9 protein-coding genes are annotated in these 13520 nt (G+C 71.3%); 6 read left to right on the top strand and 3 right to left on the bottom strand.

What is annotated here, in order from left to right; genetic code table 11:
* Positions 1-143: 143 nt before the first annotated feature.
* On the bottom strand, positions 144-3098 hold the full coding sequence (locus ACIA73_RS17010) for a beta-N-acetylglucosaminidase domain-containing protein (protein ID WP_399439296.1): 2955 nt from the start codon (positions 3096-3098) through the stop codon (positions 144-146).
* Between the two features lie 409 nt (positions 3099-3507).
* Between ACIA73_RS17010 and ACIA73_RS17015 the strand changes: the two genes are divergently transcribed.
* The 4 genes from ACIA73_RS17015 (at position 3508) to ACIA73_RS17030 (ending at position 7455) form a co-directional block, all read left to right on the top strand.
* On the top strand, positions 3508-3744 hold the full coding sequence (locus ACIA73_RS17015; protein WP_399439297.1) for a hypothetical protein: 237 nt from the start codon (positions 3508-3510) through the stop codon (positions 3742-3744).
* An 83-nt stretch (positions 3745-3827) separates the two neighbouring features.
* Complete coding sequence (gene malQ / locus ACIA73_RS17020) at positions 3828-5966, top strand: 4-alpha-glucanotransferase (RefSeq protein WP_399439298.1); 2139 nt, start codon at positions 3828-3830, stop codon at positions 5964-5966.
* Between the two features lie 68 nt (positions 5967-6034).
* Positions 6035-6265, top strand: a complete 231-nt coding sequence (locus tag ACIA73_RS17025; RefSeq protein ID WP_266653888.1) for a hypothetical protein — start codon at positions 6035-6037, stop codon at positions 6263-6265.
* A 197-nt stretch (positions 6266-6462) separates the two neighbouring features.
* A complete protein-coding gene (locus ACIA73_RS17030; protein WP_399439299.1) occupies positions 6463-7455 on the top strand; it encodes a DMT family transporter in 993 nt (330 codons plus the stop codon).
* A 33-nt stretch (positions 7456-7488) separates the two neighbouring features.
* Here ACIA73_RS17030 and ACIA73_RS17035 read toward each other — a convergent pair whose 3' ends face one another.
* Complete coding sequence (locus tag ACIA73_RS17035; RefSeq protein WP_399439300.1) at positions 7489-8277, bottom strand: polysaccharide deacetylase family protein; 789 nt, start codon at positions 8275-8277, stop codon at positions 7489-7491.
* 164 nt (positions 8278-8441) lie between these two features.
* On the opposite strand from ACIA73_RS17035, the gene ACIA73_RS17040 reads away from it, so the two are divergent.
* Both ACIA73_RS17040 and alc read left to right on the top strand, forming a co-directional pair.
* A complete protein-coding gene (locus ACIA73_RS17040) occupies positions 8442-9347 on the top strand; it encodes a LysR family transcriptional regulator (RefSeq protein WP_399439301.1) in 906 nt (301 codons plus the stop codon).
* A 250-nt stretch (positions 9348-9597) separates the two neighbouring features.
* Positions 9598-10737 (top strand): allantoicase, encoded by a 1140-nt coding sequence (gene alc / locus ACIA73_RS17045; RefSeq protein ID WP_399439302.1) that lies wholly within the window; start codon positions 9598-9600, stop codon positions 10735-10737.
* Positions 10738-10909: 172 nt separating this feature from the next.
* Here alc and pepN read toward each other — a convergent pair whose 3' ends face one another.
* Positions 10910-13483: an aminopeptidase N gene (gene pepN, locus ACIA73_RS17050; protein WP_399439303.1), complete on the bottom strand. Its 2574-nt coding sequence runs from the start codon at positions 13481-13483 to the stop codon at positions 10910-10912.
* Positions 13484-13520 lie beyond the last annotated feature (37 nt).

Below are 13520 nucleotides of genomic sequence, written 5' to 3' on the forward strand. Positions count from 1 at the left end.
CCGCCGCGCGCGCCGGCCTCGCCCCACCCCCCGCGCGCGCGCGGGGTCTTTTTTCGCTCGGGCCCCCCCCCCCCCCCCCGCTGTTCCACCCCCCCCCCCCCCCCCCCCCACGGCGTCACTCTTCGGAATTTTTGAGCGGACGCTCAATCCGGTCGGTCCGCAGCGACCGCGTACGCCTCCACCGACCACAGCGAGTACCCGTACTCCGTCGCCCGCTGATCACCCTGAACCCGCACGAAACGCGCGTCCGGCGCATCGAACCGGACCGTTTCCCGGCCGCCCCTGCCGTCCCGCACGGTCGCCGCCGTACGCCAGGTCCGCCCGTCTGCCGACACCTGCACCCGATAGGCCTTCGCATACGCGTCCTGCCAGGTCAGCACGACCGCACCCACCCGGACCGGCTCCGGCAGCTCCGCCTGCCACCACGCGGACGGACCGAGTGCCCCGGACCACCGGGTGGCCGGATCGCCGTCGGAGGCCGCCGATGCCGGGAAGTCGGGCGTCTCGTCGCCCGAGGACGACGGCTCGGCGGTACGCAGCAGATCGCCGCCGGTGGTGCGCGGCGCCGCCCGCACCGTCAGCACCTGCTCCTCGCCACCGTTGAACGACACCGGAATCCGGTACTCGCCCGCCGGCGTGCCCTTCGCGACCTTGATCTCCAGCGGCACCGAAGCATCCGTGCCCCGCGGCACCACCGTCGCCCTCGGCAGGATCACCTCGATCCCCTTGGGCGCCTTCGCGACCAGCCCGCCGCGCACCTCGCCGGGCCGCTGCCCGGTCAGCGCCGCCTGCACCCGGGCGGCCGGGCCACCGATCTGCGCGTCCGTCTCCTTGCGGGACAGCGTGAGCCGCGCCTGCGGTTCGTCCTCGAACCAGGGCACCATCCGGTGCACCTTCGGCGCGTGCTCGCCCCACGCCAGGCGCACCGCGTCCACCCGCGCACCACCCAGCTGCGTCTGCGTCCAGCCGTCCGAGGTCAGCACCCCGACCCGCCGCCACCCCTCACCCGGGACATGCGCCTCGACCGCGGCGTCCGTCTCGCCGGGATCGGCCATCGTGGTCACCGCCGTCACCGGACGCGGGTGCTTGAGCCGCACCGTGTACGTCCCCGGGCCCTGCGACACCGTGACGGGGGCCCGGTCCGCGCCGGTCCACGCCGCGCCCTGCCGCACCGCCTCGGAAAGGAACGGATCGAGCACACCCTTGCCGACGGTCACCCTCGGCGCCTTCAGCGACTCCCGGGAGGCATCCAGCGCACGCGAGAACCGCCACGCCTTGGCCCCGTCGCCGCCCGCCTGCGCCTGAAGCATGTCAACGGCCTGCTCGCCCGCCGTGCCGTACTGCGCGAACCGGTCCATCCACGGCCGTACCTCGTCGTCGAAAACCCCACCGGCGGCGTCGTCCAGACGCTTCGGGGTCTCCTTCATCACCGTGAATGCCGCCCGCAGCCGCTGCGCCGCCGCATCCCGCCGCTTCGCGTCGCCGGACGCGCGCGACTTCCAGAAAGCGTCGATCAACGGGCGCAGATACGCCGACTCATGGGCCGGATCGAGAATCGACGAGGCGTGGTTCCCGGCGAACGCGCGCATCGCCTCACGCGCCCCCGCGTCGTCGCCCGCCAGATCGTCGATCGCCGCCCGCCAGGACTCCTGCGGCTGGTAACCACGCGGGTTCCAGGCGAAGTCGGCGGCCGTGAACAGCGGGATCCGGGACGCCGACGGCTGCTCCATGGCGTTGGACAGCAGAGCGGCGCTGCGACTCGCCACCGCCGGTTCGCGGCCCGTGTAGGGGCCGAGGAAGATACGGCCCGGCGCGTAGTCGTTGACCGGATAGTTGTCCATGGTCACCAGTGGATGCCCGAACGCGGCCCGAGTGGTGACCAGTTCACGCCCGCTGATGGTGCGCGGCACCGCCCCGACACCGGTCCAGGCGACCTGCACCCGCTCGTCCAGCTCGGCGGCCAGCGCCCGCCGGTAGGCCGTCGACCCGTCCTGGTAGAACTCCGTCGGCATCATCGACAACGGCTCAGCGCCCGGGTGCCGTTCGGCGAGATGCCGGGCCACCGCACTGGCCACCCGCGCATGCGCCTTCGCCGCCGCCTCCGGACCCGACCCGAACACATCGGCGTCCTGACCGCAGTGCCACTCGCTGTAACTCACGTCCTGGAACTGCAACTGGAAGACCCGCACCCCCAGCGCCCACATCGACTCCACCTTGCGGAGCAGCGCGCGGACGTCCCGGTCGTCCGACATGCACATCGCCTGCCCGGGGGAGACCGCCCAGGCCAGCGAGACGTGGTTGCGCCGCGCATGTTCGGCCAGCACCCGGAAACCGGCCCGCTCGGCCGCCGGATACGGCTCGCGCCACTGCGCCTGCCGGTACGGGTCGTCGCCGGGGGCGTACAGATAGCGGTTCTGCTTGGTGCGGGCCATGAAGTCGATCTGGGCGAGCCGCTGTTCGGTGGTCCACAGGCGTCCGTAGAAGCCTTCGGTCATGCCGCGTACGGCGGTTCCCGGCCAGTCCCGCACGGCAACTGCCGCCACGGTGGTACCTGCTGAGCCCTTGCGCACCAACTGCCGCAGTGTCTGGGCCGCGTGGAACATCCCGTCCGGACCCACGCCGTCGAGCGCGACCGTGTCCCGGCCCGCGACCTGACCCACCGCGATCCGGTAGCCGCCCGCCGGCAGGTCGTCGCCGCGCGCGGGCGCGCGCAGCGCCTTCAGCGCGTCGTCGGCGCCACCCGCCCGTACCACCAGACCGCGCGGCGGCAGGGCCTCGCCGGGCGCCACCTCGTACAAGGTGTTCGCGCCCGCGCTCCTGAGCACACTGCGCAAGGCGTCCACGGCGGCCGGGTCGGTGCCCGGCGCCACCACCAGCACCGCCTGGTCACCGACCGGTACCGCCGCCCCCGAGGCCTTCATCGACTGCGGACGCGGCCACACCGGCGGCAGTGCGGCGTCGCTGTCCTGGTCGCGGGTTGCGGGGGAGGGCGGCTGCGGGGCGGGCGGGGCGGCCACGGCCACCGGCGTACCACCGAGGAGACCGCCCATCACGGCGAACGCCACAGCGGTCGCACCCCTTCTGCGGCCCAACTGCACGCCGTACTCCTCAGTGCTCGGTCTTCGCGGCGATCTGCGGTGCGGTCCTCGCGTCCGGCCGACCGCGCACGGCGACTGTCTGTTGGTGCGGACTGTCTGTTCGTGCGGACTGTCTGTTGCGCGCCCTTGCTCCGCGCCCCTGGAGGGGGCCCTCGCGCGGGTGTGCGCGCCGAGCCCATCACCCGTGCGCCAAGGGTGTCAATGCAGGCGGCGGTTGTGCCGCATTTGACGCGAGAGGCGCGGTGGACAGTCTGCGGCCGTACGTCCGATTCCTTCAACTTCTTCCTTCAACTCCCGCCACCGGGAACCAAATGTGACCCGTCTCACGTTCAACGGCCGTAAAGGTCTGCGGCTCCGCCCTCTGGGTATGGCTGCTGTAGTCCGCGTCCCCCACCAAGGGAGGCCCTCCGTGGCCGCTTCCGCCCAGCTTCTTCTCTCGGCCCTGTCCAAACAGGTCTCGGGACCCGACTCCGGTCTCGACGGATCCTGCGCCTGCGGCTGCGCCGAGCCGCCCCTCACCAGCGAGCCACCGCTCGCCGACGCCGCGCCGCTGACCAGTGAGCCGCCGCTCACCGACGCGACGCCCCTCACGAGCGAGCCGTCCTCCTACGGGACGGCATCCGGCCTGGAGTACCCGGGGGTCTGATGGCATCAGGGCGCACGACCCGGGAGCCGGCCGACTTACCCCCGACGCCCCTCGCGCGGCTGGCCGCACTGCACGGGGTCGCCATGTCCTACGCCCCGTCCGACGACCGCACGGTGGCCGTCCCGGAGGCCACCGCGGTCGCGGTCCTCGCCGCACTGGACGTGGACGCGAGCACTCCGGAGGCGGTCGACGCCGCCCTCGACGCCCACGAGTCCGCGGCCCGGGCCGCCGTGCTTCCGCCGACCGTCGTCCTGTGGCAGGACGCGCCCCTCCCCGCGGCCGTGTCCGGCCTGCCGCCGGACACGGGCCTACGTGTCACCACGGAGCAGGGCGAAGTCAGGGAGTGGGCGTTACGGAGCCCGGCGCCACCCACGGCCCCGCAGGCCGCAGCGGCCCCCGGAGAGGCGGCTCCCGGAGAGGCGCCGCCCGAAGAGATGACGCCCAAAGGGGTGACGCCCGCACCACCCGCCGACACCCCCTGGACCTCGCTCCCCTCCGGCGTGCACCGCCTGGACGCCCGGCTGCCCGACGGCCGTCGAGCCTCCTGCCACCTCATCGTCGCCCCCGCGAAGGTCCCCCCGCCCCAAGGCCCCCGGCACGGGCTCCTCGTGCAGCTCTACTCGCTGCTTTCCCACCGCTCCTGGGGAATGGGGGACCTCGGCGATCTGCGGGAACTGGCCGGGTGGGCCGGCAGGAGCCTCGGAGCCGGCTTTGTACAGGTCAACCCGCTGCACGCGGCCGTGCCCGGGGCGCCGACCGACCCCTCCCCGTACCGGCCCTCCTCGCGACGCTTCCCCGACCCCGTGCATCTGCGGATCGAGGACGTCCCTGAGTACGGATACGTCACGGACACCGCCGACCGGGAGCGGCTGGCGGACGTACGGGCCACGGCCGCGGCCCTCCGCGAGAGCGTGCTGCACAAGGGGGCGCTCATCGACCGCGACGCCGTCTGGCAGCTGAAGAAACAAGCGCTGGAAATCCTCGCGGCCGTCCCGCTCGGCCCCGGCCGCCAGGCCGCCTACTGCGATTTCCTCGCCGAACAGGGCGTGGCCCTGGAGGACCACGCCACCTGGTGCGCCCTCGCCGAACTCCACGGCCCCGACCGCGCCGCCTGGCCCGGCGCCCTCGCCGACCCCGCCTCCACCGACACCGCCCGCGCCCGCACCGCCCTCCAGGGCCGCATCGACTTCCACTGCCGCCTCGCCTGGCTCACCGACGAACAGCTCGCCGCCGCCCAGCGGGAAGCCGTGGAAGCGGGCATGACCATCGGCCTGGTGCACGACCTGGCGGTCGGCGTGCACCCCGGCGGCGCCGACACCTGGGCCCAGCCGGACGCCTACGCGCAGGGCATGTCGGTCGGCGCACCCCCCGACGCCTTCAACGCCCTCGGCCAGGACTGGGGCCTGCCCCCGTGGCGGCCCGACACCCTCGCCGCGTCGGGCTACGCCCCGTACCGCAGCCTCCTGCGAGGGATCCTGCGGCACGGCGGGGCCCTGCGCATCGACCATGTGATGGGACTGTTCCGGCTCTGGTGGGTACCCGAGGGGCGGGCGCCCACCGACGGGACGTACATCCGTTACGACGCCGAAGCGATGCTCGCCGTGCTCGTCCTGGAGGCCCACCGGGCGGGCGCCGTCGTCGTCGGCGAGGACCTCGGCACCGTCGAGCCCGGCGTCCGCGACGCCCTCACCGCACGCGGCGTCCTGGGGACGTCCGTGCTCTGGTTCGAGCGCGACTGGACCGGCACCGGACGCCCGCTGCCCCCCGGCACCTGGCGCGAGGGCTGCGTCGCCACCGCCGCCACCCACGACCTGCCCTCCACCGCCGCCCGCCTCACCGGAGACCACGTCGCCCTGCGCCACCGGCTCGGCCTGCTCACCCGGCCGCTGGCGGAGGAACGGGCCGAGGACGCGGCGGAGGTCAACGAATGGCTGACGTACCTCAGCGGACTCGGTCTGCTCCCGGCGGGGAGCGGTGAGGAGGAGGCGGCCGTGCGGGCCGTCTACCGGTTCCTGCTGCGCACCCCGGCCCGGATGGTCGGCGTATGGCTGCCGGACACGGTGGGCGACCGGCGCCCGCAGAATCTCCCCGGCACCTGGGACCAGTACCCCAACTGGCGGCTGCCCGTCGCCGACGCCGAAGGACGCCCGCTCACCCTGGAGGAACTGACCGCATCGCCCCGCCTGCACCGGCTCATGGAGGTGTTCCGCAAGGAGACCTGACCTGCCCGGGAGCCACTTACGGCACCCCCGGGCGCGCGCCCCGCTCAGGCGTTCGCTACTTTTGCACCGTGGACAAGAAGAACGCTCTGCGCGCCGGCGCTGTCGCGACCGGTACGACGCTGATGATGCTGCTCCTGTCGTCTCCCGCGCTCGCGGCCGTACGGGACGACGGTGACGACCCGGGCCCCGGCCTGAGTGTGGCCGAGACCCTCGGTCTCTTCGTCGCGGCCCCGATCGGCCTCTTCGTGGTCATCGCCGGTCTGGTGATGGTGCTGGACAAGTCGCGCAAGCAGGTCTGACCCGCTCGCCGCTTCTCATCAGGGCGCTGCCGGCCCGTACGACGTACGGGTCGGCAGCGCCCTCGGTGCGTTCCCGGCCCCTCCAATGGTTCAGTTTTACTGAACAGAGTCATCGAAAAGTTTCGATGGACCTGAACGAGCCCTCGATGTGACGGTAGAGCCCTCACCACGATCCGCCGATCACCCAGGGGGCTCCGATGGCAGTACTCAACCGCATCCGCACACCGACCACTTCGCAGGCCGCCACACCGGCCACTTCGCAGGCCGCCACACCGGCCACCGCGCCGACGACCGCCGCGGCCGTGAAGAGGGGCGCCGGTCTCGGCCTCCTCCTCGCCCTCCTCGCCACCGTCGTCTGGTCCGGCAGCTTCGTCACCTCTCGCGGACTGCACGATTCCGTCCCGCCGGTCCAGGCCGCCTTCTGGCGCTGGATCGTCGCCCTGCTCGCCGTCGCCCCCTTCGCGCTCCGCGAGACCTGGCGTCAACGCTCCCTGATCCGGCACCACCTGGGCTTCATCACCCTCGCCGCACTGCTCGGCGTCACCGTCTACAACACTCTGGTCAACCAGGCCGGACTCGACACCCCGGCCGGCACCATGGGCATGATCATGGCCGCCTCGCCGGTCGTCATGGCGGGGTACGAACGCCTCGGCGGACAGCGCCTCGGCGCCCGCCGGATCGTCGGCATGCTGATCGCCTGCGCCGGAGTACTGCTCCTGGTGAGCAAGGGTTCGCTCACCCTCGGGCTGTCCGTCGGCGCGTTCTGGATGATCGCCGCCGCCCTCTGCTTCGGCTCGTACAGTGCCCTGCTCCGCCGCAAGCCCGCCGAACTCGGCGGCCTCGCCTTCCTCTTCTGCACCTTCGTGCTCGGCGCGCTGATGCTGGCCCCGGTGTACGGCGTCAGCCTCGCCGTCCAGGGCGGCTTCGAGTTCCGCACCGGCACCGTCGGGCCGCTGCTCTACGTCGGAGTGTTCTCCTCCGCCGTCGCCTTCTTCGCCTGGAACAAGGCGATCTCACTGATCGGCGCCGCCCGCGCCGGCGTCATCTACTACCTGCAGCCCGTCTGTGTCGCGCTGCTCTCGTACGCCGTCCTGGGCGAGCGGACGGGCCCGCTCCAGATACTCTGCATGGCGCTGATCCTGGGCGGCGTGATCCTGGGCGCGAGCGCTCGGACGAAAACTGCCCGGTAGGCCTCAGCAGGCCGGACCTTGGCAGGCCGGACCTCAGTACGTAGGACGGAAGACCTGCCCCGGCTGCGGAACAGCCGGGGCGATCATCTGTGGCACGGTCACGAAGGTGAACCCGCGCTTCCGCAGCTTCGCGAGGATGCCGGGCACCGCCGGGACCGTGCCGTCGTAGATGTCGTGCAGCAGGATGATCCCGTCCCGCTTCGCCTGGTACAGCACCCGGGACTCGATCAGCGCCGAGTCGGTTGTCGAGTAGTCCCTGGCGGTGTTGTCCCAGAGGACCAGGGAAAGGCCGAGGTCGCGAGCGACGCCGGTGACCATCGGGTTGGTACGTCCCTGGGGCGGGCGCATCAAGGTCGGCGCACGGCCGGTGACCTCCTTGATCGCCTTCTGGGTGCGGGCGAGTTCGTCCCGTACCTCCGCCTCGCTGAAGTTGATCAGGATGCGGTGGGTCCAGGTGTGGTTGGCTACCTCGTGGCCCTCGCGGGACATCCGGCGCACCACGTCCGGATAGCGCGTGACGTGCTTGTTGCCGAGCAGGAAGAAGGTCGCGGGCACCTTCTCCCGCTTGAGGGTGTCGAGCAGCTGCGGGGTGTCCTTGCCGGGCCCGCCGTCGAAGGTCAGCGCGATGCACTTGGCGACCCGGCAGTCGACCTTCCCGGCCTCCTGCGCCTTCGCGTCCGCCTGCCGCCCCTGGGCCACACCCGCCTGGAACCTGACCATGTCGGGCGCGTTCGGCTCAACCGAACAGCCGCTCACGACAAGGGAGATGGCCGCCACTGCCGCCGCGATCGCCGTACGCCCGAAACTCTTCCGCCCAGTCATCGCCCGACCGTATCGCGGTCCCACCGGGGCAGGCGGGGCGGAAGGTTCCGGTTGGATTCCGAAGAGGTCTCGGCGCCGGAGCGGGAAGGGACTCGGGCTCTGGATCCAAGGGGGCCAGGGACTGCGAATCCGCAGGAGGTGCGGGCTCCGGATAGGTTGCGGGCATGGCCGAGTGGGACATCAAGAAGCTGCGCATCCTGCGCACCCTGCGCGAACGGGGCACCGTGACCGCGACGGCGGAGGCACTGCTGATGACGCCGTCGGCCGTCTCCCAGCAGCTCTCCAACCTGGCGAAACAGCTGGATGTGACGCTGCTGGAAGCGCACGGCCGACGGGTCCGCCTGACGGACGCCGCGCACCTCGTGCTGCGGCACGCGGAAGCCGTCTTCGCTCAACTGGAACAGGCGGAAGCCGAGTTGGAGGGCTATGCGCACGGCGAGGTGGGGGAGGTGCGGGTCGGCGCCTTCTCGACGGCCGTACCCGCGCTGGTCGTGCCCGCGGTACGCCGCCTGCGCGAGACCCACCCCGGTCTGGAGGTGCGGGTACGGGAGGCGGAGGCGGCGGAGGCGTACGAGCTGCTGTCCGCCGGAGTGGTGGATCTGGCCCTCTCCCTGGCCGCCCACGCCCCCACCGAACGCGACCCCGCCTTCGCGCGTTTCCCCCTGCTCGCCGACCCCCTCGATGTCGCCCTGCCCGCCGGGCATCCCCTGTCCGACAGGCCCGACCTGCGGCTGGCCGACCTCGCGGGCGAACGGTGGATTTTCGGCGGCAGCGGGCCGTGGTCCGAGATCACCATGTCGGCGTGCGAGGCGGCCGGCTTCGTACCCGAACAGGCGCACAGCGCGGCGGGCTGGACGGCCATCCTCGCGATGGTCGAGGCGGGCATGGGGGTGGCCCTGGTGCCGAGGATGGCGGTGGCCGAGCGGGCGGTCGACGGTGCGGAGATCCGAGTCCTGAGCGTGGACCAACCACGCCGACACGTAGTGGCGGCGGTCCGACGCGGAGCCGAGCGGGGGGCCGGGGTATCACGAGCCCTGGCCGCCCTCCGCGCAGTGGTCGCGGACCAGTAGGGGCGCCAGGGGCCGCAGGGGCGTGAGGACTGCGCGAGGAACCACAACGCCCCCGCACGTACTCTCCCGTCCCGCGGCCGGCGGTTCCGGGAATCAGCGAAGGGGCGGGGAGGGGCACAGCCCGCCGCAGGCGCAACCACCCCACCATCCGCACGCTTCCCGGCGACCCTCAGACCATTAAGCTTTCCTGAACAGACCTTTCGTAAATTTTCGATGGACCTGGGCAGTCCCCGCACGCCACAGTCAACACATGACGACGAAGCCCGCGCCCCAGGAAGACCCCCACGCCAACGACGCCGCCCCCTACGGCGGAGGCGACCCCTACGCCGACTACCGGACCGCCGGTGACGACGTCTCCGCCTTCACCGAGCTGGTGGACCTGGCCGACCGCCGCCTCGGCGCGGGCGTCATCGCCGCCAACGACGAGTTCTTCGCCCAGCGCGAGAACCTCCTGATCCGCGAGCGCGCCGTCTTCGACCCGGAGCACTTCGGGCACAAGGGCAAGATCATGGACGGCTGGGAGACCCGTCGCCGCCGCGGCACGGACGCCGCGAACCCCTTCCCGGAGCCCGAGGACCACGACTGGGCGATCATCCGCCTCGGCGCCGCCGGCGTGATCCGCGGCATCGTCGTCGACACCGCCCACTTCCGAGGCAACTACCCGCAGCGCGTCAGCATCCAGGCGACCGCCGTCGAGGGCTCCCCGAGCCCCGAGCAGCTGCTCGCCGACGACGTGAAGTGGGAGGAGATCGTCCCCGCCACGCCGGTCAAGGGCCACGCCGCCAACGGCTTCAAGATCGACGCGGAGCGCCGCTTCACCCACCTCCGCCTCTGCCAGCACCCCGACGGCGGCGTCGCCCGCCTCCGGGTGCACGGTGAGGTCGTCCCGGACCCCGAGTGGCTCCAGCTGCTCGGCACCGTCGACCTCGTTGCCGTACAGAACGGTGGAACGTACGAGGACGCGTCGGACAAGTTCTACTCGTCGCCGACCCAGATCATCCTGCCGGGCACCTCCCGCAAGATGGACGACGGCTGGGAGAACCGCCGCCGCCGGGTGCGCGACACCAACGACTGGGTGCGCTTCAAGCTGCTGGCCCAGGGCGCCATTCGCGCCGTCGAGATCGACACGGCGTACCTCAAGGGCAACTCGGCAGGCTGGATCGCGCTCAGCGGACGCAACGGCGACGGCGACTGGTTCGAGATCCTGCCGCGCACCAAGCTCCAGCCCGACACCCTGCACCGCTTCAAGCTTGCCGCTCAGGCCGTGGCGACGCACGTACGCCTCGACGCCTTCCCCGACGGCGGCGTGGCCCGGATGCGGCTGCACGGCACCGTCACCGAGCAGGGCCAGGCCGACCTCAAGGCCCGTTACGAGGACCTGAGCAATTGAGCAACTGCTCAATAGAGACTTCCGTGCGTGCGGTGGACAGCGAATCCCGCACGCACGGATAACAACGAGAAATAACGAGAGACAACGAGAAATAGCGAGAAACAATTAAAGAACGAGCGAAGGGCCCCGGTACACCTCAGGCGTACCGGGGCCCTTCGCTCATGTCACACGACTAGGAAGCCGCAGCCTCGTCCGCCGCCTGCGCCTTGAGCGCCCGCTCAACTCCCGAGCGGGACTCGGAAACCAGCCGCCGCAGTGCCGCACTCGGCTCCGCCGACGCCAGCCAGGCGTCCGTCGCGTCCAGGGTCTCCTGCGAGACCTGGAGCGCCGGGTAGAGACCGACGGCGATCTGCTGGCCGATCTCGTACGAACGCGAGTCCCAGATGCCCTTGACCGCCGCGAAGTACTTCTCCGTGTACGGAGCCAGCAGTTCACGCTGATCGGTCTGGACGAAGCCGCCGATGACGGCCTCCTGGAGCGAGTTGGGGAGCTTGTCGGACTCGACGACCGACTCCCACGCCTCCGCCTTCGCCGCCTCGGTCGGACGTGCCGACAGCGCCGACGTCGCGTGCTGCTTGCCCGCCGAGGTGTTGTCGCGCTCCAGCTCGGCCGCGATCTCGTCCTCGTCGAAGACTCCGACGGCGGCCAGCCGCCCGACGAACGCCCAGCGCAGATCGGTGTCCACGGCCAGACCCTCGATGGACGCCGAGCCCTCCAGCAGACCCCGCAGCAGGTCCAGCTGCTGCGGCGTTCGGGCGGTGGCGGCGAACGCCCGCGCCCACGCCAGCTGGTGGTCGCTGCCCGCCTTCGCGGAACGCAGATGGGCCAGCGTGGCCTCGGTCCACTGGTTCAGCCCGGCCTCGCGCCAGGACGGCGCCGAGTACAGGTCGAGCGCCAGCTTCACCTGGCGGTGCAGCGACTGCACCACGCCGATGTCCGACTCCTTGCCAATGCCGGACAGCACCAGCGCCAGGTAGTCGCGGGTCGCCAGCTCACCGTCACGCGTCATGTCCCAGGCCGAGGCCCAGCACAGCGCACGCGGCAGCGACTCGGTGAAGTCGCCCAGGTGCGCGGTGACGAACGCCAGGGACTCCTCGTCGAGGCGGACCTTGGCGTACGACAGGTCGTCGTCGTTGAGGAGTACGACGGCGGGGCGGGCGCGGCCCACCAGGCGCTCCACCGCGGTGAGTTCACCGTCGACGTCCAGCTCGACCCGGTCGGTGCGCACCAGCTTGCCGGCGGCGTCCAGGTCGTACAGGCCGATCGCGATGCGGTGCGGGCGCAGCGTGGATGTGCCCTTGGCGCCGGCGGGCAGCGCGGGGGCCTCCTGCCTGACGGCGAAGGAGGTGATGTTGCCCTCCGCGTCCGTCTCGATCTCCGGGCGCAGGATGTTGATCCCGGCGGTCTGCAGCCACTTCTGCGACCAGGTCTTCAGGTCACGGCCGCTGGTCTGCTCCAGCGCACCCAGCAGATCGCTGAGCTGGGTGTTTCCGAAGGCGTGCGCCTTGAAGTAGGCCTGGACACCGCGGAAGAACTCGTCCTGACCGACATACGCGACGAGCTGCTTGAGCACGGACGCGCCCTTGGCGTACGTAATGCCGTCGAAGTTGACCAGGACATCGTCCAGGTCACGGATGTCGGCCATGATCGGGTGCGTGGACGGCAGTTGGTCCTGCCGGTACGCCCAGGTCTTCATGGAGTTGGCGAACGACGTCCAGGAGTGCGGCCACTTCGAGCCCTCCGCGTACGCCTGGCAGGCGATGGAGGTGTACGTGGCGAACGACTCGTTCAGCCACAGGTCGTTCCACCACTCCATCGTCACCAGGTCGCCGAACCACATGTGGGCCAGCTCGTGGAGGATGGTCTCGGCGCGCGTCTCGTACGCGGCGTCCGTCACCTTGGAGCGGAAGACGTACTGGTCGCGGATGGTCACCGCGCCCGCGTTCTCCATCGCGCCCGCGTTGAACTCCGGCACGAAGAGCTGGTCGTACTTGGCGAACGGGTAGTCGTAGTCGAACTTCTCCTGGAACCAGTCGAAGCCCTGCCGGGTGACCGCGAAGATGTCGTCCGCGTCCAGGAACTCGGCCAGCGAAGGCCGGCAGTAGATGCCCAGCGGCACCCGCTGGCCGTCCTTGCCCACGTACTCCGAGTGCACGGCGTGGTACGGGCCGAGGATCAGCGCGGTGATGTACGACGAGATGCGCGGCGTCGGCTCGAAGGTCCAGACGTCGTCCTTCGGCTCCGGCGTCGGCGAGTTGGAGATCACGGTCCAGCCCGCCGGGGCCTTCACGGTGAACTGGAAGGTCGCCTTCAGGTCGGGCTGCTCGAAGCTGGCGAACACCCGCCGCGCGTCCGGCACCTCGAACTGGGTGTACAGATAGGCCTGCTCGTCGACCGGGTCGACGAATCGGTGCAGACCCTCACCGGTGTTGGTGTACGCGCAGTCCGCGACCACCTTCAGCTCATTGGCACCGGCCTTCACCCCCGGAAGGGCGATCCGCGAGTCCGTGAACGCGGTCTTGGCGTCCAGCGCCTCGCCGTTCAGCACCACCTCGTGCACCGCGGGCGCCACGAGGTCGATGAAGGTCGCCCCGTCCTCGGCCGCCTCGAACCGCACCGTGGTCTGTGAGCGGTAGGTACCGCCCTCCTGCGCACCACTGAGGTCAAGTTCGACCTCGTACGCATCAACCGTGAGCAGCCGCGCCCGCTCCTGCGCCTCTTCGCGGGTCAGATTCGTACCAGGCACCCTGTCATCTCCTCGGATCGTGACGTTCTGGCCCATC

Origin of the sequence: Streptomyces sp. NPDC051561, from assembly GCF_044454195.1 — a bacterium.
Lineage (GTDB): Bacteria > Actinomycetota > Actinomycetes > Streptomycetales > Streptomycetaceae > Streptomyces.